The 21,623-nt window shown below is 72.7% G+C and carries 13 protein-coding genes; 5 read left to right on the top strand and 8 right to left on the bottom strand.

What is annotated here, in order from left to right; translation table 11 throughout:
• Positions 1-270 precede the first annotated feature (270 nt).
• Both FHS37_RS37575 and FHS37_RS37570 read left to right on the top strand, forming a co-directional pair.
• Positions 271-2,469, top strand: coding sequence for a CDP-glycerol glycerophosphotransferase family protein (locus tag FHS37_RS37575; RefSeq protein WP_184829641.1), 2,199 nt, complete (start codon positions 271-273; stop codon positions 2,467-2,469).
• Positions 2,466-4,148, top strand: a complete 1,683-nt coding sequence (locus FHS37_RS37570; RefSeq protein WP_375372343.1) for a glycosyltransferase family 2 protein — start codon at positions 2,466-2,468, stop codon at positions 4,146-4,148. The genes FHS37_RS37575 and FHS37_RS37570 overlap by 4 nt, the downstream gene beginning before the upstream one ends.
• A gap of 54 nt (positions 4,149-4,202) precedes the next feature.
• On the opposite strand, the gene FHS37_RS37565 is transcribed toward FHS37_RS37570, so the two are convergent.
• The 4 genes from FHS37_RS37565 to FHS37_RS37550 all read right to left on the bottom strand — a co-directional run bounded on the left by FHS37_RS37565 (position 4,203) and on the right by FHS37_RS37550 (position 12,561).
• Positions 4,203-5,639, bottom strand: coding sequence for a hypothetical protein (locus FHS37_RS37565; RefSeq protein ID WP_221500791.1), 1,437 nt, complete (start codon positions 5,637-5,639; stop codon positions 4,203-4,205).
• Positions 5,640-5,889: 250 nt separating this feature from the next.
• Complete coding sequence (locus FHS37_RS37560) at positions 5,890-10,842, bottom strand: NAD-glutamate dehydrogenase (protein ID WP_184829635.1); 4,953 nt, start codon at positions 10,840-10,842, stop codon at positions 5,890-5,892.
• Between the two features lie 472 nt (positions 10,843-11,314).
• Positions 11,315-11,980 (bottom strand): HAD family hydrolase, encoded by a 666-nt coding sequence (locus tag FHS37_RS37555; RefSeq protein WP_184829633.1) that lies wholly within the window; start codon positions 11,978-11,980, stop codon positions 11,315-11,317.
• A gap of 65 nt (positions 11,981-12,045) precedes the next feature.
• Positions 12,046-12,561 carry a DUF6912 family protein gene (locus tag FHS37_RS37550; RefSeq protein WP_184829631.1) on the bottom strand — a complete coding sequence of 172 codons (516 nt, stop codon included), beginning with the start codon at positions 12,559-12,561 and terminating at the stop codon, positions 12,046-12,048.
• A gap of 363 nt (positions 12,562-12,924) precedes the next feature.
• Here FHS37_RS37550 and FHS37_RS37545 point away from each other — a divergent pair, with 363 nt between their 5' ends.
• A complete protein-coding gene (locus FHS37_RS37545; protein ID WP_184829629.1) occupies positions 12,925-13,584 on the top strand; it encodes an Rv3235 family protein in 660 nt (219 codons plus the stop codon).
• 113 nt (positions 13,585-13,697) lie between these two features.
• Here FHS37_RS37545 and secA read toward each other — a convergent pair whose 3' ends face one another.
• Positions 13,698-16,544, bottom strand: a complete 2,847-nt coding sequence (secA, locus tag FHS37_RS37540) for a preprotein translocase subunit SecA (protein ID WP_184829627.1) — start codon at positions 16,542-16,544, stop codon at positions 13,698-13,700.
• A 281-nt stretch (positions 16,545-16,825) separates the two neighbouring features.
• On the opposite strand from secA, the gene FHS37_RS37535 reads away from it, so the two are divergent.
• Both FHS37_RS37535 and FHS37_RS37530 read left to right on the top strand, forming a co-directional pair.
• Positions 16,826-17,395 (top strand): GNAT family N-acetyltransferase, encoded by a 570-nt coding sequence (locus FHS37_RS37535; protein ID WP_184829625.1) that lies wholly within the window; start codon positions 16,826-16,828, stop codon positions 17,393-17,395.
• 49 nt (positions 17,396-17,444) lie between these two features.
• Positions 17,445-18,632: a winged helix-turn-helix domain-containing protein gene (locus tag FHS37_RS37530; RefSeq protein ID WP_184829623.1), complete on the top strand. Its 1,188-nt coding sequence runs from the start codon at positions 17,445-17,447 to the stop codon at positions 18,630-18,632.
• Between the two features lie 18 nt (positions 18,633-18,650).
• On the opposite strand, the gene FHS37_RS37525 is transcribed toward FHS37_RS37530, so the two are convergent.
• The 3 genes from FHS37_RS37525 to FHS37_RS37515 form a co-directional block, all read right to left on the bottom strand.
• The gene (locus FHS37_RS37525) at positions 18,651-19,397 is read right to left on the bottom strand and encodes a response regulator (RefSeq protein WP_184829621.1); all 747 of its coding nucleotides are present in this window, start codon (positions 19,395-19,397) and stop codon (positions 18,651-18,653) included.
• Positions 19,398-19,603: 206 nt separating this feature from the next.
• Positions 19,604-20,296 carry a ribosome hibernation-promoting factor, HPF/YfiA family gene (gene hpf / locus FHS37_RS37520; RefSeq protein WP_184829619.1) on the bottom strand — a complete coding sequence of 231 codons (693 nt, stop codon included), beginning with the start codon at positions 20,294-20,296 and terminating at the stop codon, positions 19,604-19,606.
• Between the two features lie 310 nt (positions 20,297-20,606).
• Positions 20,607-21,578, bottom strand: coding sequence for a ComF family protein (locus FHS37_RS37515; RefSeq protein WP_184829617.1), 972 nt, complete (start codon positions 21,576-21,578; stop codon positions 20,607-20,609).
• Between the last annotated feature and the right edge of the window lie 45 nt (positions 21,579-21,623).

Here is a 21,623-nt window from a genome sequence, read left to right as displayed (position 1 = left end):
GGCCGACCGACGAGGTGCTCAAGGAGTACGAGAAGTTCACGGGCAAGTGACCCGGCACGGCCCGGGCCCCGCCGGCACCACCCCGGCGGGGCCCGGGCCGTGGCCGGAGGCACCACCGCGGCCGCAGCGGGTGCCGCTCCCTCCCGGGGCCCGGGGCGCACTCCCGCGCGTCCGGTGCCGCCTTCGGTCGCATTGGTGCCAATATGACCGAAACGGAATGTCCGATGAGGAACGACCGGAGCGACGTCGAGCAGCCGAAGGAGCCCCGCGATGCCCGAGCTCAGCGTCATCGTCCACGGGCCGAACACCCAGGACCACCTGAGCGGCCTCCTCGACTCCCTCGCCGCCCACCCCCGCCCGGACACCGAGGTCGTCGTCGCCGCCGTCGGCGACTGGGCCCGCGAGACGGCCGAGCGGCACGCCCCCGACGTCCGGGTGCTGCCCCTGCCCGACGGCACGTCCGACGCGGCGGCCCGGTCGGCGGGCGCGGCCCGGGCCACCGGCCGCTGGCTGCACTTCGTCCGCGCCAAGGACGGCCTGCCGCCCGGCGGCCCGCGCACGATCGCCGAACGCGTCGCCGAACTCCCCGACACCGTGGACGTCCTGCTGGTCGACCACGTCGGCAGCACCTGGCGCACCGGCGGCCTGCCCTCCGCGGACGGCCCCCTGCTCGCCCGCGCGGGCCGCACCGACCTCGCCCTCGACGACAGCGCCTACCTGCTGCGCCTGACCCCGCTGCTCGGCACCCGCGTCCTGCGCGCCGGCTTCTGGCGGGCGCACGAGGACCGCCTCGCCTCCGACGACGAGCCGCACGCCGCCCTCGCCGCCCTCCTGCTCGCCGAGCGCGTCGCCTGCCTGCCGCACGTCGCCCACGAGGACCGCCGGCTGCGGCCCACCAGCCTCCCCCCGGTCACCGCCGAGCAGCGCTACGCCCTCGTCGACCGCTACGAGAGCCTCCTCGACCTCGTCCGCGACCGTCCCGCCGCCTACACCGTGCTGTACGAGATCATGGTCCGGGACTGTCTGCGCGTCTTCGCCCGCGGCGGCATGCCCGAGGACGTGGCCCGGGAGTTCTTCCGCCGGGCCTCGACCGCCGCCCTGCGCCGCCGGCCCGAGGGGTACCGGCGACCCGCCGGCCTGGACGGCGTCCGCCGCTCGCTGCTCGAGGAGGGCGCCTACACCAGGTACCGCGCGTTCCAGGCCGCCAACCGCACCCGCCGCGCCGTGCAGTCCACCGTGCGCACCGGCAGGCGGCAGCTCGGCGCCCGGGTCCGCGACCACCGGTACCGCAGGGCCCTGCACCGCCCGGTCGACCCCCACCTGGCGGTGTTCGCCGCCTACTGGAACCGCGGGGTCGCCTGCAACCCGGCCGCGATCGCCGCCAAGCTCGCCGAACTCGCCCCGCAGATCCACCCGGTGTGGGTGGTGACCGCCGAGAACGCCGCCCTGCTCCCGCCCGGCACCGACCACGTCGTCCCCGGCACCCGCCGCTACGGGGAGGTGCTCGCCACCGCGAAGTACCTCGTCAACAACGTCAACTTCCCCAACGCGGTGGTCAAACGCCCCGACGCGATCCACCTCCAGACCCACCACGGCACCCCGCTCAAGCGCATGGGCCTGGACCAGATGGCGTTCCCGGCCGCCGCCCAGGGGCTGGACTTCGCCGCGCTGCTGGAGCGCGTCGACAAGTGGGACTACAGCGTCTCCAGCAACAGCCACACCACCCGGATGTGGGAGCGTGCGTACCCGTCCCGGTACGTCTCGCTCGACCACGGCTATCCGCGCAACGACGTCTACTACACGGCCGGCGCCGACGACGTCCGCGCGGTCCGCGAACGGCTCGGCGTCGCGCCCGGCCGCCGGGCCGTGCTGTACGCGCCCACCCACCGCGACTACGAGGCCGGCTGGACCCCGCGCCTGGACCTGGCCGCGCTCGCCGACCGCCTCGGCGAGGACACCGTCCTGCTGGTGCGCGGCCACTACTTCTACGACGGCGCCGCCGCCCCGCTGACCGGCCTGCGCCGCTCGGGCCGCATCGTGGACGTCTCCTCCTACGACCCGGTCGAGGAGCTGTGCCTGGCCGCCGACGCCCTGGTCACGGACTACTCGTCGATCATGTTCGACTACGCCAACCTCGACCGCCCGCTGATCGTCCACGCCGACGACTGGGAGACCTACCGCACCACCCGCGGCGTCTACTTCGACCTGATGGCCGAGGCCCCCGGCCCGGTGGCCCGCACCCAGGAGGAACTCACCGAGATCCTCGCCACCGACGCCTGGCGCGACGAGAAGGCGGCGAAGGCACGGGCCGCCTTCCGCCGCCGGTTCTGCGAGTACGACGACGGCCGCGCCGCCGAGCGCGTCGTGCGCCGGGTCTTCCTCGGCCAGGACGAGGAGGCGCTGCCGCCGGTGCTGCCGCTCGAGGAACGCACCCCGGCGCCCAGCCCCGAGGAGGCATGCCCGTCATGACCACCGCCACCGCCTCCGGCACCCCCGACGTCACCGTGACGGTGATCGTGCACAACGACGCCGAGCGGCTCCCCCGCGCGGTCGAGTCCGTCCGCCGCCAGACCCACCGCGCCCTCGAGATCGTCATCAGCGACGACCACTCGACGGACGACACCCCCCGGGTGGCGCGGGAACTGGCGGCCCGCGACCCGCGGATCCGGTGCCTGCGGCTGCCGGAGAACAGCGGCGGGTGCAGCGCCCCGCGCAACCGCGCCCTGGAGATCGCGCGGGCGCCGTACCTGATGTTCCTCGACAGCGACGACGAACTCCCCCGGAACGCGGTCGAACTGCTGCTCGCCGCGCACCGCGAACGGGACATCGACTTCGCGATGGGCGCCGTCCGGCGGATCCGGGTGGACACCGGCCGCCACTCCACCTGGATGCCGCACCTCGTGCGCGAGCGCCGCACCCTGGACGGCATCGAGGCCGACCCGCGGCTGTTCTTCGAGCACCTGTCGACCAGCAAGATGTACGCCCGCGCCTTCCTCGACCGGCACGACCTGCGCTTCCCCGAGGGCATCCACTACGAGGACCAGCTGTTCTCGGCCCGGGCGTACTGCCTGGCGAAGAGGTTCACGATCGTCCCGGAGCCGGTGTACCTCTGGTACATCGCCCCCTACGCGGCCTCGGACGCGGCGTCCATCTCCAACCAGCGGCACCGGCTCGACAACGTCCGCGACCGCATCCACGTGCAGCACCTCATCGACGCCTTCCTGACCGAGAGCGGGCACGGAGGGCTGCGCGAGGACAAGGACTTCAAGTTCCTCAAGCACGACTTCCGGATGTACGCGGGCGACCTGCCCCACCGGGACGAGGAGTGGCTGGCGGCCTTCGCGGACCTGGTGAACCCCTACCTGGACACGCTGTCCCCGGGCGCGTACGCCCGTCTCCCGCGCGCCGAACGGGTGGTGCTGCAGCTCGTCCGCGACCGCCGTCTGTCCGAGGTCCGGCTGGCGGCCCGCGGTCTCGGCCACGACGTCGCCCCGCGGCAGGTCACCACGGACGCGGACGGCCGCACCTACTGGGGGGACCGGCTCCCCGCCACCGCCGAGGCCCGCCGCGAACTGGACCTGACCGAGCTGGAGCTGGACACCCGCCCGTTCTTCGGCGCCCAGTTCCGCCACGAGGTCACGGAGATCGCACGGGGACCCGGCGCCGGAGTCGAGCTGGCCGTACGGACGTACGACCCGGCCCTGCGGCTGCCGGTCGGCCCCCAGCGCGCCGCTCTCCTCCTCACCCCCGGCCGGCGCCGGCTCACGGTCCCCTTCCGGCTCTCCCCCGTCCGTCCCGGCGTCTTCGAGGGCCGCGTCCGCGTCGACCTCGCGGCCGCCTCCCTGCCGCTGAGCGGCTTCGCCGGGGTGCGGCACCCGCTGGTCCGCCTCACCCACCGGGGGCAGGGCAACACGGGGCTGCTGCTGGCCCCGCTCGACTTCCCGGCCCTGACCGCCCGCGTCCCGTACCGCTCCGGCGCGGCCCCGCACCGGGTCACGGTCGAGCCGGAGGGACACGGTCCGGGCCGGCTCCAGGTGCGCTGGGAACCGGTCGGGGTCACGGCGGGCGTGCTGCGCCCGGTGGCCCGCCGGGTGGCCCGCCCGGCGGTGCGCCGGGCGGGCCGTCTGGTGGCGAGCGCGCTGCGGTGAGGGCGACGGCGGCGTGAGGGGGACGGCGAGGGGCGGCGGCGGGACGAGGGCCGTTCAGGGCACCTCGTAGAGCACCTGCCCCTCCGGTCCCCGCGTCACCGCCCGCAGCCCGGCGTCGTCGGCCAGGACCCCGGTCGTGTCCACCGCCCAGCGCACCCCGTACTCCCGCTCGATGTCCCTGCGCACCCGCTCCGGCGTCCCCGCGGCGAAGTACTCCTCGGTGACCGCCGTCCGGCGTTCCTCGTCCGGCAGGAAGAAGTCGGGGTAGCCGGGAGCGACCGTGTACGGCCCGTACGCGGGGATCCGGCGGGCCGGGCCGGTCCCGGCCATGACCACGTCCCCGTACCCCACCCACGGCGTGATCCAGCGGTACCCCGTCCACGGCGGCCGGTACCCGTCCTCGACCGCCTGCGGCAGGACGCCGCGCGGGACCACGTACCCGAGCGTCCCCGCCTGGGCCCACGCCCCGACCGCGAGCGCACCGGCGAGCAGTGCCGCCCGGCCGGCGCGCACCCCGCGCCGCCCGGCCCGGACCGCCTCCAGCGCCGCCGCGAGCTGCGCCGGGACCGTCACGGCGGGCAGGGCGCGCCCCCAGGAGAAGTGGCCGCTCAGCCACCCCGCCGCCACGACCAGCGCCCCCAGCAGGAAGAACAGCGCCAGTGGGTCCCACCGGTCCCGCCACCACCGCGCGACCAGCGCCGCCACCCCGAGCGCCACCAGCCCGAACCGTGCGGCCAGGTCCCCGTACAGCACCCGGTGCACCGGGTCGAGGCCGTCTCCGGCCCCGGACAGCGCGAAGAAGTCGTAGTACGGCCACGCCCACAGCACCACCGCCCCCAGCAGCAGCCCGGCGGCCGCCCGCGGCCACACCGCCCGCCCCGGGCGCGCCGCGAGCACGGTGGCACACGCGCCCAGCGTGGCCACCACCCCCGAGAACTGGTGGCAGAGCAGGATCACCGCCCACAGCGCCCCCAGCCCCAGCCACCTCCCCCACCCGGCCCCGTCGCGCAGCGCCCCCGTCAGCCACGCCCAGAAGTGGAAGGCGAGGCCGAGGGTGAAGGTGCTCGGGTACGCCACGGTCAGCGCCAGCGAGGTGAGCCCCGGGAAGCCGCTCCACGGGAACGGGGTCGTCCCCCACAGGAGCAGCAGGCTCAGCAGGGCGAGCGCGGGCGCGGCCCGGTGCGCGCCCAGCGTCCGCACGTACCGCACCACGCCGGTCACCAGCAGCGCCAGTCCGACGACGGCGGCCAGGCGCAGGACGACGAACACGGACAGCCCGGTCGCCCGGGCGGCGGTGCCGAGCAGCAGCGTCCACGGCGAGTAGTACGGGCTCGGCGTGTCCGCGTCGACCAGCGGGTTGCCGGGGTCGAGCGGGCTGTGCCGCAGGCGCTGCAGGGTCGCCGCGTGCATGCCCAGGTCGCCGACCCACGGCAGCCGCACGATCACCAGGGCCGTCAGCACCACGACGAGCCCGGCGGCGACCCGGGCCATGACCAGGCCGAGGGTCGCCGGACGGGCCACGGCGCGCCGCGTGCCGGTCTTCCCGGGCGCGGCGGACGGCGAGGAGCGAACGATCACACAGGAGCTTTGCCCGGAAAGTTCCGTTCCTCACGGAATTCCGGGCGAACCCCGCTCAAGGCACCACAACGGACGCGGGGGCGCCCCGGACCGTCGGGTCCGGGGCGCCCCCGCGTCCGCGTACGGCCTCGGCGGGCCGCGCCGCCCACGCGGCCCGTGCCGCCTACGAGTGGCTGCGCAGCAGCGTCCGCATCGTCCGCATCGCCACCGACAGGTTGGCGAGGTCGAAGGAGTCGGAGCTGTGGATCTCCTCCAGGGTGGTGCGGGCCCGGGCGAGCAGCGCCGCGTTCTTCTGCTCCCACAGCTGGAAGCGCTGCTGCGGGGTCGAGGAGCCGTTGCCCACCGCCAGGACGTCCGCGGTCACCGCCGCGTGCGCCGCGTACAGGTCCTCGCGGATCGCCGCGCGGGCCATGGACTGCCAGCGGTCGGCGCGCGGCAGCTCGATGATGCGGTCCATCAGCTGGGTGATGCGCAGCCGGTCGGCGAGGTCGTAGTAGACCTCGGCGACGTCCAGCGGCTCCTTGCCCGTCCGGTCGGCCACCGACACGATGTCGAGCGTCGGGAAGGCGGAGGAGAACCCGGCGACCCGGGTGGCCAGCTCGTCCGGGACGCCGGCACCGGTCAGCTCGTCGTAGATCTTCTGGTACCAGTCCAGGTCCGCGCCGCGCAGCAGCTTCGGCAGCTGCGCCCAGACCTGCTCGACGCGCTCGGCGAAGAAGTCCACCGTCTCCGCCAGCTCCAGCGGCTGCGGCCGGTTGTTGAGCAGCCAGCGCGTGCCGCGCTCCACCAGCCGGCGCGAGTGCAGCCGGATCCGGGTCTGGGTCTCCGCGTCGACCTTGTTGTCGAGGGCCTCGACCCCGTCCCACACCACCGAGGAGCGGAAGATCGCGCGGGCCGCGGTCTGCGCCCGGACGATCTCCTCCAGCGACGCGCCGGTCTCCTCGCGCATCCGGTGCAGGTACGTCGTGCCGCCCGTGTTGACCGTGTCGTTGACCAGCACGGTCGTGGTGATCTCACGGCGCAGCGGGTGGCTGTCGATGTGCTCCTGGAACTGCTCGCGCAGCGCGCTCGGGAAGTAGGCGTGCAGCAGCACCTTCAGGTAGGGGTCGTCGGGCAGCGAGGTGTGCAGCAGCTCCTCGGCGACCGTGATCTTCGTGTACGCCAGCAGGACGGCCGTCTCCGGGCCGGTCAGGCCCTGTCCCGCGGCGAGCCGTTCGCGGATCTGACGGTCGGTGGGCAGGAACTCCAGGGCGCGGTCCAGGTGGCCCTCGCGCACCAGGTGCTTCAGGAAGCGCTGCTGGGCGTGGAGCATGTCCTTGGACTGGGCCAGGGCGTTGGCGATGGCGGTGTTCTGCGCGTAGTTGGTGCGCAGCACCATGCGGCCGACCTCGTCGGTCATCTCGGCGAGCAGCTTGTTGCGCTGCTTGACCGTCATGTCCCCGTCCGTGACCAGGCCGTTGAGCAGGATCTTGATGTTCACCTCGTGGTCGGAGGTGTCCACGCCCGCGCTGTTGTCGATGGCGTCGGTGTTGATCCGGCCGCCGTGCAGTGCGAACTCGATCCGGCCGAGCTGGGTCATGCCCAGGTTGCCGCCCTCGCCGACGACGGCGACGCGCAGGTCCCTGCCGTCGACGCGGATGTGGTCGTTGGCCTTGTCCCCGACGTCGGCGTTGGACTCGCTGGAGGCCTTGACGTACGTGCCGATGCCGCCGTTCCACAGCAGGTCCACCGGAGCCGTCAGGATCGCCTTCATCAGGTCGGCCGGGGTCATCTTGGTGACGCCGGGCTCGATGCCGAGGGCCTCGCGGATCTGGGAGTTGACCGGGATGGACTTGGCGGTGCGCGGGAACACGCCGCCGCCGGCCGACAGCAGCCCGGTGTCGTAGTCGGCCCAGGAGCTGCGGGGCAGCTCGAACAGGCGGCGGCGCTCGGCGTAGGAGACGGCCGCGTCCGGGTTCGGGTCGATGAAGATGTGCCGGTGGTCGAAGGCGGCGACCAGCCGGATGTGCTCGCTGAGCAGCATGCCGTTGCCGAACACGTCACCGGACATGTCGCCGATGCCGACGACCGTGAAGTCCTGGGCCTGGGTGTCCACGCCCAGCTCCCGGAAGTGCCGCTTGACGGACTCCCAGGCGCCGCGGGCGGTGATGCCCATGCCCTTGTGGTCGTATCCGGCCGAGCCGCCGGAGGCGAAGGCGTCGCCGAGCCAGAAGTTGTAGGACGCGGCGACCTCGTTGGCGATGTCGGAGAAGGTGGCGGTGCCCTTGTCGGCGGCGACGACCAGGTAGGTGTCGTCCTCGTCGTGGCGGACGACGTCCGCCGGGGGCACGACCTCGCCGGCCACCATGTTGTCGGTGATGTCGAGCAGCGCCGAGATGAACGTCCTGTAGCAGGCGACGCCCTCGGCCAGCCAGGCGTCGCGGTCGACGCTCGGGTCGGGGAGGTGCTTGGCGACGAAACCGCCCTTGGCGCCGACCGGCACGATGACGGTGTTCTTCACCATCTGCGCCTTGACCAGGCCGAGGATCTCGGTGCGGAAGTCCTCCCGGCGGTCCGACCAGCGCAGGCCGCCGCGCGCGACCTTGCCGAACCGCAGGTGCACGCCCTCGACGCGCGGCGAGTACACCCAGATCTCGAACGCCGGGCGCGGCGCCGGGAGGTCGGGGATGGCCCGCGGGTCGAACTTCATGGAGACGTAGTCGTGCGGCGTGCCGCCGGCCGCCTCCTGGAAGAAGTTGGTGCGCAGCGTCGCCTTGATGACGGTGAGGAAGGAGCGCAGGATGCGGTCCTCGTCGAGCGAGGCCACCTGGTCGAGGGCGGCGTCGAGCTCCTCGAGCAGGGCGTCCACCAGTTCGTACCCGGCGCGCTGCCGGTCCGGCGACATCCGCGCCTCGAACAGGGAGACGAGCAGCCGGGTGGTGTGGACGTTGTTGCGGAGGGTGTCCTCCATGTAGTCCTGGCTGAAGGTGGAGCCCGCCTGGCGCAGGTACTTGGCGTACGCCCGCAGCACCATGGCCTGCCGCCAGGTCAGTCCGGCGCTCAGCACGAGGGCGTTGAAGCCGTCGTTCTCCGCCTTGCCGGTCCAGGTCGCGGCGAAGGCCTCCTGGAACCGCTCGCGCGCGTCGTCGCCGAGGTAGTCGGCGCCGGCGCCGGTCGCCCTGGGCATGCGCAGGCCGAAGTCGTAGATCCAGGCCAGGCTGCGGTCGGCGCACCGCAGTTCGTACGGCCGCTCGTCGACGACCTCGACGCCGAGCCGCTGGAGCACCGGCAGCACCGCGGAGAGGGAGACCGCCTCGCCCCTGCGGTAGATCTTGAAGCGGCGTTCCTCGGGGCCCGCGCCCACCGGCTCGTACAGGCTGAGCTCGAAGTTCCGCTCGTCGCTGAGCTGTTCGACGCGGGCCACGTCGGCGACCGCGCTGCGCGGGGAGTGGTCGGCCTTGTAGCCCTCGGTGAAGGCGCCCGCGTAGCGGCGCAGCAGCTCGGCGGCGCGCTCCTCGCCGAACTCGGCGTTCAGCGCCTCGGCGAAGCCGTCGGCCCAGGAGCGGGCGGCCTCGACGAGCCGGGCCTCGATCCGTTCCTTGTCGGCGTCGGACAGCTGCGGCAGCTCGGTGCCCTGCGGGACCCGGACCACGAAGTGCAGCCGGGAGAGGACGGACTCGGTGTTCCAGGCGGTGAAGTCGACGCTGATGCCGCCGAGCTCCTCCTTGAGGATGTCGATGATCCGCAGCCGGACACCGGTGGTGTAGCGGTCGCGCGGCAGGTAGACGAGGGCGGAGTAGTAGCGCCCGTACTCGTCCTGGCGCAGGTAGAGCCGCAGCCGGCGGCGCTCCTGGAGGTAGAGGACGGAGGTGACGATGGCCTGGAGCTCGCCGACCGGGGTCTGGAAGAGCTCGTCGCGCGGGTAGGTCTCCAGGATCTGGAGCAGGTCGCGCCCGTCGTGGCTGTGCGGCGAGAAGCCGGCGCGCTCCAGGACCTCGTCGACCTTGCGGCGGATCACCGGGACCCGGCGCACGGACTCGGTGTAGGCGGCGGACGAGAACAGTCCGAGGAAGCGCCGCTCGCCGACCACGTTGCCGTCGGCGTCGAACTTCTTGACGCCGATGTAGTCCAGGTAGGACGGCCGGTGCACGGTGGCCCGGCTGTTCGCCTTGGTCAGCACCAGCAGCTTGTGCTCGCGCGCCTTGGCGCGGGCGTCGGCGGGCAGCCGCTCGAAGGACGGGCTGACCGGGTGGCCCTCGGCGGAGGCGTGGTGCGGGTCGGCGCGCAGGATGCCGAGGCCCGTGCCGGGGACGGCGCCGAGCGAGTCGTCCGCGCGCAGCTCGTACTCGCGGTAGCCGAGGAAGGTGAAGTGGTCGTCGGCCAGCCAGCGCAGCAGTTCGCGGGCCTCCTCCACCTGCGGTGCGGGCAGGTCGCCGGGGACGGGCTCGTCGGGCAGCTCCTCGGCCAGCCGGGTCGCCGCCTGACGCATCTTGCCCCAGTCCTCGACGGCCTCGCGGACGTCGGAGAGGATCCGCAGCAGGTCGGCGGTGATCTGCTTGAGGTCGCCGCGGTCGGTCTCGCGGTCGATCTCGACGTGGATCCAGGACTCCACGTGCGCGTCGTGCGGGAGGTCGCGCGCGTCGTGCGGGAGGTCGCCGCCGGCCGGGGAGGGGAGCACCTCGATCAGCTTGCCGGTGACGTCCCGGCGGACCACGAACTGCGGGTGGATCACGACGTGGATGCCGCGGCCCTGGCGGGTCAGCTCGTTGGTGACGGAGTCGACCAGGAAGGGCATGTCGTCGGTGACCACCTCGACGACGGAGTGGCTGCAGGTCCAGCCGTTCTCCTCGACGGTCGGGGTGTGGACCCGCACGTTGGCCGTGCCCTGCGGGCGGTTCTCGGCCAGCCGGTAGTGCGAGACGGCGGCCCCGAAGACGTCGACCGGGTCGCGGTCGGTGAGGTCCTCCGGGGCGGTGTGCAGGTAGTAGCGCTGGAGGAACGCGAGCACGGACTCCCGGTCGGGAGCACCGCCGTCCGCCGTCCCGGTCGGTAGTTTCCCCCCGGCCGGGCTGTTCTCAGCTACCCGGGCGGCCCTGTCGAGCAGCTCGGCCTTGGCTTCGTCCAGCTTGGTCTGCATGGTCCTCTGGCTCCTGTCGCGCGCCGTTGCGTGACGTAGAAGGAAGTACGGTCTCTGACCTCGTGGTGCGGTGATACGACGCGGGGTGTCCGGTCTGTGCCGACGCTATGCCGCAAGGTGAGACGAGCGGGGGCCGTTCGGCCGATTCCGGTGCGCCCGACGGGTGTGACGCTGCTCTCCGCGTCACCTGCTCCCGGGGAGTGCGCCGCGTCCCGGGTACCCACCGGGCCCCGCCCCGCCCGTGAAGACCAGCGACCGCCGCCCGGTCACGGATGTCGTCCGTGCTCCCCGGGCGCACAGCGGAGACGTCCATGTCCCCGCGAGGTATCGCGCTGATCACGCCACAAGGCTATCGCTCCTCACAGGGGGCCCGTCATGAGCCGTATGTGTACAAAACCAGGGGGCGAAGTTTGACGTTCTGCACAGTGCGCGCCCGACGACGACCGGCCCCGGGGGTGCCTCACGGGAGCCTTCACGCCGCGAGGCGCTCCGCCTCCGCGACGGCTTCCGCCAGGGTGTCCACCACCGGGACGCCCACCGCCTCCAGGCTGGCCCGGCCGTGGGAGCCGCCGGTGTAGAGGACGGCCCGCGCCCCCACGTGCCGTGCGGCCAGCGCGTCGTCGGCCGCGTCGCCGATCACCACCGTGCGCGCCGGGTCCACACCGGTGAGCGCGCCGAGGTGGCGCACCATGTGCTCCGCCTTGCTGCCCCCGGACGGTCCGGTCCGTCCGTCGACCCGTACGAAGTGCGACTCGATGCCGAAGCCCCGGACCAGCGGCACGAGGTCCTCGTGCCCGTACATGCTGAGGATCGACTGGCTGCGTCCCGCCGACGACCACCCCGCCAGCAGCTCCACCACGCCCTCGGCCAGCCCGCACCGCACCCGGTGCTCCGTGTAGTACCGGTGGAAGGTCGCGTCCATCAGCTCCCACTCGGCCTCGCTCGGCAGCCGCCCCATCAGCCGCTCGTAGAACTTCGGCACCGGCACGCAGTACAGCTCCCGGTACCGCTCCAGCGTGATCGGCTCCAGCCCCAGCTCGGCGAAGGCCGCGTTCGTCGCCCCGATGACCGCGTCGACGTCGTGGAACAGCGTTCCGTTCCAGTCCCAGACGATGTGCGCGTCCGTGTGCGTCCCCATGCCCAAGAACGTACCCGTCGGCGCCGACATCCAGGAGGGCGGCGGCTCGGCGCTTCCGGCGGCGCTCAGTCCCCCGGCCCCACCAGGCCGGGGATCTCCTGCGTGGCGTACCACAGCAGCTCGTGGTCCTCCGCGCCGTCCACCGTGAACCGCGCGTCGTCGTCCCCGCCGTCCGCCGCGGGCAGCGCCCGGGCGGCGGCCGCCACGTCCGCCTCCGCGTCCGCCGCGTCCACGTGCACCGCGGCCGCCTTGGCCAGCGGCACGGCCCGGGTGACCCGCACCTCCCCGAGGGCGGCCGGGTCGAGCCCGCGGTCGGGGTCGGTCGTGGCCGCCTCGTCGGGCACGTCGACGGCGACCACGACCCGGCGCCGGGGCGCGTCGGGGTCCGCCGCCAGCAGCCGCAGGGAGGCCAGCGCGGCACGGCCCAGCGCGGCGTACTCCAGCTCCTCGACGTCGTCGGAGACGTACCACTCGCGCAGCGCGGGCGTCACGGCGTACGCGAGGAGCGGTCCGTCGCCCAGCCCGCCCGTCCTGTGCGCCTCGGCGAGACCGGGGAGGGTCAGGGGGACGTAGACGCGCATGTCGGCCGCTTTCGTGGTCGGAGGGATCCGCCGGCACCCGGCGAGGGCTGTCCTGCCCGGCTCGGGGAGCCTTCAGGATACGTCCGCGGGTGAGCGCCGGCGTCCCCCATCGGGTCCCCGCCCACCGCCCCGGCCGCGTCCACTTCCGGCCCGGACGTCACCCGGTGCGCCCGCTCCCGGACGGGGCCGGCCGGCCGCCGACCACTCGGATAGGTGAACTTCCCGGCCGGCCCGACCCGCACTCCGGTTCCTTGCCGCCGCGCCGCCCCGCCCCGTACAAGATCCCCAACCACGAAGTTACCGCCCGGTATCGCCCGGCCTCCGGACCGACGGCGACGCCCGGGCCCGTTCGAACGGGGTCCCATGCACAAGGTCATGACCAGGGCTCAGCACCGCTTCGGCGCCACCCGTCCGGCCGGCCGTCCGGCCAACCGCCGCGACTCCCGCCGCCCCGCCGGCACCACACCGCCCCGCACCCCCGCGGGAACCGCCGTCCCCGTCCCGTCCCCCGACGGGGGCCGCCCCGCCCCCACCGCCGGGCCCTCACGCCCCGCGGACAACCGCCCTCCGTCCGCCACCGCGCGGGCGGCCTCCGTCCGGGCCTCCCGGACGGTCTCCGCCCGGGAGGCCGCGTCCCGCGTCCCCGCCCGGACGCCGCACCGGCCCGTCGTCCCGCAGCCCCGCCCCACCGACCGCTTCGCCGAGCTGCTCCTCGCCGTCCTGAGCGGGCAGCGCCCCGTCCACGCCATGCTGCGGCACACGGCGGGCCGCGCCTACGACGAGCTGGTCCGGCTCGCCGAGCACGGCCCGCTGCGCACCCGCGGCGCCCGGCCCGTCGTGCGGGACGTCGGCTGGTTCGAACCCCGCGAGGGCGCCATCGAGGCCTTCGCCCGGATCGGTGCCGGCGACCGGCTGCGCGCCATGGCGTTCCGGCTGGAGCGGGGCCGGGACCTGCGCTGGCGCTGCACCGCGGTGGAGCTGGGCGGTCCCGCCCGCACCGCGCGGCGGACCACCGGCCGCTGAGCGCCGCACGCCGCGTTCCGGGCACCGGACACGCGGACGACGCCCGAGGGCCGGGCACCCCTGGTGCCCGGCCCTCGGCCCGCTCGGACCGCTCCCGCACGGAGCGGCACCACTCACTTCTTGCGGCGACGCCCGCCCTTCGCCTGCTTGCGGCGCTCCGCGCGGGTGAGGCCGTCGGCCTCGGAGCGCACCGGCTCCTCGTCGGTGGCGAAGTCGCCCTCGACGGTGCCGCCCTCGCCGTCCACCGTCGGCGCGGAGAAGTGCAGGTTCCGCCGCTGCGGGGCGTCGAGCCCCTTCGCGCGGATCTCCGGGCGCGCACCCGCCTGCGCGGGCACCGTGTCCTGCTTCTCCAGGTCGGCCACCGGCTTGACCTCTTCGACCGGGACCTCCTCGACCTGCTGCTCCACCTGGACCTCCAGGTTGAACAGGTAGCCGACGGACTCCTCCTTGATGCCGTCCATCATGGCCTGGAACATGTCGAAGCCCTCGCGCTGGTACTCGACCAGCGGGTCCTTCTGCGCCATCGCGCGCAGGCCGATGCCCTCCTGGAGGTAGTCCATCTCGTAGAGGTGCTCGCGCCACTTGCGGTCCAGGACCGACAGCACGACCCGGCGCTCCAGCTCGCGCATGATCTCGGAGCCGAGCTGCGCCTCGCGGGCCTCGTACTGGGCGCGGATGTCCTCCTTGATGGCCTCCGAGATGAACTCGGCGGTCAGGCCGGCCCGGTCGCCGGCCTCCTCCTCGAGCTGCTCGACGGTGACGCTCACCGGGTAGAGCTGCTTGAACGCGCCCCACAGCCGGTCCAGGTCCCAGTCCTCGGGGAAGCCCTCGGCGGTCTCGGCCTGGACGTAGGCGTCGATGGTGTCGTCCATGAAGTGCTGGATCTGCTCGTGCAGGTCCTCGCCCTCCAGCACGCGGCGCCGCTCGCCGTAGATGACCTCGCGCTGGCGGTTCATGACTTCGTCGTACTTCAGGACGTTCTTGCGGGTCTCGAAGTTCTGCGTCTCGACCTGCGACTGGGCGGAGGCGATCGCGCGCGTGACCATCTTGTTCTCGATCGGCACATCGTCCGGCACGTTCGCCATGGACATCACGCGCTCCACCATCTGGGCCTTGAACAGGCGCATCAGGTCGTCGCCGAGCGAGAGGTAGAAGCGGGACTCGCCGGGGTCGCCCTGACGGCCGGAACGACCGCGCAGCTGGTTGTCGATGCGCCGCGACTCGTGCCGCTCGGTGCCCAGGACGTAGAGGCCGCCGAGCTTCTCGACCTCCTCCTTCTCGGCCTTGACCGCCTCCTCGGCCCGCTTGAGCGCCTCGGGCAGGGCGTGCGCCCACTCCTCGATGTGCTCCTCGGGGTCGAGGCCGCGCTGGCGCAGCTCCGCCTCGGCGAGGTCCTCGGGGTTGCCGCCGAGCTTGATGTCCGTACCGCGGCCGGCCATGTTCGTGGCCACGGTGACGGCGCCCCTGCGGCCGGCCTGGGCGACGATCGACGCCTCGCGCTCGTGGTGCTTGGCGTTCAGCACCTCGTGCTGGATGCCGCGCTTGCTGAGCTGCTGCGAGAGGTACTCGGACTTCTCCACCGAGGTGGTGCCGACCAGGATCGGCTGCCCCTTGCGGTGCTTCTCCTCGATGTCGTCGACGACCGCCTCGAACTTGGCGACCTCGGTGCGGTAGATGAGGTCGGACTGGTCCTTGCGGATCATCGGCCGGTTGGTCGGGATGGGCACCACACCGAGCTTGTAGATCTGGTGGAACTCGGCGGCCTCGGTCATCGCCGTACCGGTCATGCCGGACAGGCCGGGGATCTCCTTGCCGTCGTGGTCGTGGCGCTTGTAGAGGCGGAAGAAGTTCTGCAGCGTGATCGTGGCGAGCGTCTGGTTCTCGTCCTTGATCGGCACGCCTTCCTTGGCCTCGATCGCCTGGTGCATGCCCTCGTTGTAGCGGCGGCCGGCGAGGATGCGGCCGGTGTGCTCGTCGACGATCATGACCTCGTCGTCGATGATGACGTAGTCCTTGTCGCGCTTGAAGAGCTCCTTGGCCTTGATGGCGTTGTTCAGGTAGCCCACGAGCGGGGTGTTCACCGACTCGTACAGGTTGTCGATGCCCAGCCAGTCCTCGACCTTGCTGACGCCGGACTCGTGGATGGCGACGGTGCGCTTCTTCTCGTCGACGTCGTAGTCGCCGGTCTCCTCGATGCCCTTGAGCGGCTGGCCGGCCTCACCGCGCTTGAGGCGCTTGACCAGCTTGGCGAAGTCGCCGTACCACTTGGTGGCCTGGTCGGCCGGGCCGGAGATGATCAGCGGCGTACGGGCCTCGTCGATGAGGATGGAGTCGACCTCGTCGACGATGGCGAAGTTGTGGCCGCGCTGGACGAGTTCGTCCTTGGACCACGCCATGTTGTCGCGCAGGTAGTCGAAGCCGAACTCGTTGTTCGTGCCGTAGGTGATGTCGCAGGCGTACTGCTCGCGGCGCTGGGCCGGCGTCATGCTGGCGAGGATGCAGCCGACGCTCAGGCCCAGGAACTTGTGGACGCGCCCCATCATCTCGGAGTCGCGCTCGGCCAGGTAGTCGTTGACCGTGATGATGTGGACGCCCTTGCCCGCCAGGGCGTTCAGGTACGCGGGCAGGGTGCCGACGAGGGTCTTGCCCTCACCGGTCTTCATCTCGGCCACGTAGCCCATGTGCAGGGCCGCGCCGCCCATGATCTGGACGTCGTAGTGCCGCTGGCCCAGGACGCGCTTGGCGGCCTCGCGGACCGTGGCGAACGCCTCGGGCAGCAGGTCGTCCAGGCTCTCACCGTCGGTGTAGCGCTGCTTGTACTCATCGGTGAGGGCCCGCAGCTCGGCGTCGGAGAGGTCGACGAAGTCCTCTTCGATGGAGTTGACCTGGTCCGCGATGCGGTGCAGCTTGCGCAGGATCTTGCCTTCGCCTGCACGCATGATCTTCGAGAGGACGGACACGGGGGTTGGTCTCCTTGCCGGTCGGGCCTGGGACGGTCGGTTTCCGTTTCACTGACTGGGCAACGGCCATCGTATGCGAGGACCCCGCCGCGCCGGGAGGCCCGCAGTGGCGGTGACCGTCCGATGCTCCCTATCTGTTTCACGACTGCTCCGGAAGACACAACGTCCGGGCCCCTCGGATGGTGCCGTGTCGCCCCGGGGAATCGCGCGGAGGGTGATCGCCGGATCACCCGGAGCCGAACGCCTGGCGCCGTTCCCGGGCGGTTGAGCAGAATCGGGCGATGGAACCCGTCACGCTCACCACCGACCGCCTCCTGCTGCGCACGGTCGGCCCGCAGGACACCGCCGCGGTGTACGCCGCCTGCCAGGACCCCGACATCCAGCGCTGGACCACGGTCCCCTCCCCGTACCTGCCGGAACACGCGCGGGGCTTCACGGAGCAGATGGCCCCGGACGGCTGGGCGAACGGTTCGATGTTCACCTTCGGCGTCTTCCTCCCCTCCGGGGACCTCGCGGGCATGCTCGGCATCACCATGCGGTCCCTCGGCGTGGGCGAGATCGGCTTCTGGGGGGTGAGGGAGCACCGCGGCAACGGCTACGTCACCGAGGCCGTCGTCACCGCCGCGCGCTGGGCGTTCACCCGGATGTCGGTCGACCGCGTGGAGTGGCGCGCGGAGGTGGGCAACCGGCCCTCCCGCGCGGTGGCCGAGCGCGCGGGCTTCACCGTCGAGGGCACCCTGCGCTCGGCGATCAACAACAAGGGTGTGCTGCGGGACTGCTGGGTGGGCTCCCTCCTCCCGTCCGACCTGGGGCTGCCGTCGACGGCGCCGTACCTGCCGGGCCGGGGGTGACGTCCGGTCCGGCCCCGGTTGTCAGTGCCGCCCTCTATCGTGCGGGCGTATGACGACCCTCCCGCGTCCGACCACGGAACTCTCGGCAGACGAGGCCCGCCGCATCGCCCTGCGGGCCCAGGGCTTCCTCGGCGCCCCCGACCGCCGCTCCGGCGTCCGGGGGATACTCCGGGCTCTGGGCGCGGTGCAGCTGGACACGATCTCCGTCCTGGCCCGCTCCCACGAGCTCGTCCCTTACGCCCGCCTGGGCGCCGTGGGCCGCGGGGCCGTCGAGGACGCGTACTGGACGACGGGCTCGCGGGCGCCGCACGCCTTCGAGTACTGGTCGCACGCCGCGTGCGTACTCCCCGTCGAGGAGTGGCCCCACTTCGCCTTCCGCCGCCGCGCCTACCGCGACCGCCCGCTCTGGAACCACGAGCTTCCCGACGGCGCCTACGACCAGGTGATCAAGCAGCTCCGCGCGGAGGGCCCCCTGACGGCCACGGAGCTGGGCGGCGCCAAGCGCACCAGCGAGTGGTGGGACTGGTCCGGGACCAAGATCGCCGTCGAGCGCGCCCTGATGGAGGGCGAGGTGGTGTGCGTCGAGCGCCGCGGCTGGAAGCGGGTCTACGACCTCGCCGAGCGCGCGATCCCGGAAGCGCTGCTGCACGACGAACTGGACGACACCGAGTGCCTGCGCCGCCTGGTCGGCCTGGCGGGCCGGTCCCTGGGCGTCGGCACCCGCGCCGACATCGCCGACTACCACCGCCTCAAGGCCGAGCAGGTCGACGCGGTGATCGCCGACTCGGGACTGGTCCCGGTCACGGTGGAGGGCTGGTCCAAGCCGGCCTGGGCCGATCCCGCGGCCCTCGCGGCACCGCCGCGCGGACGGCACCGCACGACGCTGCTGTCCCCGTTCGACTCCCTGATCTGGGAACGGGCCCGCACGGAGCGGATCTTCGGCTTCACCCACCGCCTGGAGGCCTACGTCCCCAAGCCGAAGCGGGTGTACGGCTACTTCGCGATGCCCGTGCTCGCCGGCGGCCGGCTCGTCGGCCGGGTCGACCCGGCCCGCGCGGGCCGCACCCTGGTGGCCAAACAGGTCACGCTGGAGGGCCGGAAGGCGGTCCCGGCGGTGGCTCGGGCCCTGGTGGAGGCGGCGGGCTGGGTGGACTGCACGAACGTGCGCGTGGAGCGGGTCGACGCCCCGGAGCTGCGCGAACCGCTCGTCCTGGAGCTCGCCCGCGCCCTCGCCTGAGGCCCGGCGCCGGGCCGCTCACCGGATCTCGAGGATCTTCTCCCGCATCGCGTAGACCACGGCCTCCATCCTGGAGTGCAGCTGGAGCTTCTCCAGGATGTTGCGCACGTGGTTCTTCACGGTGTTCTCGGAGATGAACAGCTCCTTGGCGATGTCGCGGTTGTTCATCCCCGTGGCCACGAGCTTGAGGACTTCGAGTTCACGGTCCGTCAGCCGGGGCGCGGGCACGAGCCGGCGCTCGTCGGTCCGCTGGATCATCGACTTGAACTCGGTGAGCAGCTTCGACGCCATGGAGGGGCTGATCTGCGACTGCCCGTCGGCCACCGCGCGGATCGCGGTGGCCACCTCGTCCGTGGAGATCTCCTTGAGGAGGTAGCCGGTCGCGCCCGCCTTGATGGCGTCGTAGAGGTCGGCTTCCTCGTCGCTGATCGTCAGCATGATGATCTTCGCGCTGGGGGCCACTTCCTTGATGGAGGTGCACGCCTCGATCCCGCCCCGTTTGGGCATCCGTACATCCATCAGGATGATGTCGGGCAGCAGGTCGGCGGCCTTCTCCACGGCCTCGGCGCCGTCCCCCGCCTCCCCGACGACCTGGATGTCCTCCTCGGCGGCGAGCACGATCTCCAGCCCGCGGCGGAACAGCGCGTGGTCGTCCACCACGAGGACCCTGATCGGCTCCTTGCGTGGAGAGCCCGCCTCCGGGCCCATGCCGACGACGCCGTCACCGACGTCCTCGTCACGCATCGGTCCGAAGCTGTCCGCCATCGTTCCTCCCCCTGAAGGCTGTGGCCTGTGGTCCGGAGCCATCGCCAACCCAAGGCAACGACCCACCGGTTGAGCCGTTGCAGTCATGATTCCATGCCCGGATGCCGCCGGAGCGACAGCGTGCGGTGCGAAGGGGTCGCACACCGGTGCCCCTGGGGGCGCACACGCGCACCAGGGGCACCGCTCGGCTGTCGCCCGGCAGGGGCTCAGCCGCCGAGTGTTCCGCCCGCCTCGGGGGAATGCGTCTCGGTGACCATCGTGTCGGTGCTGAGGTGGATCACGCCGTAGTCGTAGGCGTGCCGCCGGTAGACGACGCTGGGTTCCTTGGTCTCGGAGTCGACGAACAGGTAGAAGTCGTGCCCGACCAGCTCCATTTCGTAGAGGGCCTGGTCGAGGGTCATGGGCGCGGCCACGTGGGTCTTCTCGCGGACCACGATGGGGCCCTCACCCTGCACTTCCAGGGAGCCGATCTTCTTGGTGGGGACGGCTTCCTGCTCCTCCTCGTGGGAGCTCGCGCCGATCCCGTTGAGCGTCGCCGCCCCGGGGACGTGGTTGGGGACCTCCGAGGCCGAGATCCTGCGGGCGCCACGCCGCGAGAAACGCTTGTCGTGCTGCTTGCGCAGCCGCGCGTCCAGCTTTTCCGCTGCCAGATCGAGCGCCGCGTACGGATCGCTCGCCGCTGCCTCCGCCCGGATCACCGGACCGCGGGAGCGGAGCGTGATCTCCACTCGGTCACAGCGGTCGGCCTGTCGGGGGTTGGGCTCCTTGGACACCTCGACGTCGAGGCTGATCACCTTGGCATCGAGCTTCTGGATCTTCTCCAGCTTCAGCTTCTCGGCCACGTGCTTCCGGAACCGCTCGGGCACTTCGGTCTTGCGGCCCTTGACGACGATGTCCACGCAGAACTCCGTTCCCGGATCGCCCCGCTTCGGTGCGGAGCATCTCCCTTTTGCACCAGGCTCCGGTGGTGCCCGGAACCTCGGACTCGGTGACGTCCACCTCCTCCCCCATGGGCGGGATCTCCAGTCCACCGGTGCGGGTGATTGCGAAAAACCCGCAGCACGGCAATCGGATTCGAGGGGTGTGGCCTGCGGCTTTCCCTCACAACCGAACATATCTCGCCCGGACGGATGTCGTCACCCTCTATCGCGCCGTACCTCCATTCAGGTGAATTGCCCTCTCATTCCCTGCAACGAAGCAAGATCTCTGTCAGTTCCGGTTTATTTCGAAAGCGTCCGGTGGTGCCGCGACGACGGCCGCGCCCACCACGTCGACGATCCCGCCGGCACCGTCCGCGTCCTCCGTCCCCGGCGGCCGGCCGGACCACCGGTCCGCCCTCCGTCGGACCGGTCCGTTCCGCTGTTCCCCTCTGCTTTCCCCTGTCTCACCCCTGTACACGAAAGCGGCACCCGAAATACTCGAAACAGCCCCCGCGTCCGGTTCCGCACGCGGTCCCGGAGCCTGCGACTCCGCCCGCACCGCGCGTGCGGCCTCCGCCAGCGACGCACCGGTCGTCATCAGGTCGTCGACGAGCACGACCGGGCCGCCGGAGAGCAGCCGGCCACAGCCGGGGGCCACCACCAGCGCACCGGCGAGATTGGCCAGCCGCTGCCGGGAGTCCAGCCCCGACTGGTCGGCCACGTGCCGCCGCTGCCGCAGTGCGGGAAGCACCCGGACGGGTACCCCTCCCCGCCGCAACGCACCCGCCGCCGCGAACGCGATCCGCAGGGCGGGGTCGTGCCCCCGCGCCCGCACGGCCCGCCGCGCGGACGGCACAGGGACGAGCAGCACCGTGCCCGGAACGCGGTACGGTCCTCCGGCGCCGCGTCCGTGCGGCAGCCGGTCCGCCACCGCCGCTCCCTGCGCCCCCGCGGTGCGCCCCCGTGCCGTGCGCAGCCCCGCCCCCACCGCTCCCGCCAGGGCCTCGCCCAGTGGTCCGGCGAGGGCCAGGACACCCCGCTCCTTGTGCGCCAGCACCGTGGCGCGCACCTCGTCCGCGTACCGGGCCGCCGCGTGCACCGGCGGCAGCCCGGCCGGTTCCGGGACCGGCCGGACCCGGCGCGGCGCGGCCCCGCTCAACGCCGTACGGCACCGCGCGCAGAGCACCGTACGAGGCCTGCCGCATCCACCGCACTCGGCCGGGAGCACCAGGTCGGTGAGGTCCTGCCACCATCCCCGCATGGCCCCACTGTGCCCACGCCCTCCCCGTCCTGCCACCCCTGTGGA

The sequence above is a fragment of the Streptomyces griseomycini genome (assembly GCF_014203535.1).
GTDB lineage: Bacteria > Actinomycetota > Actinomycetes > Streptomycetales > Streptomycetaceae > Streptomyces > Streptomyces griseomycini.
Note: the sequence above shows the minus strand (reverse complement) of the source record. Positions and strands in the feature narration are given on the sequence as shown.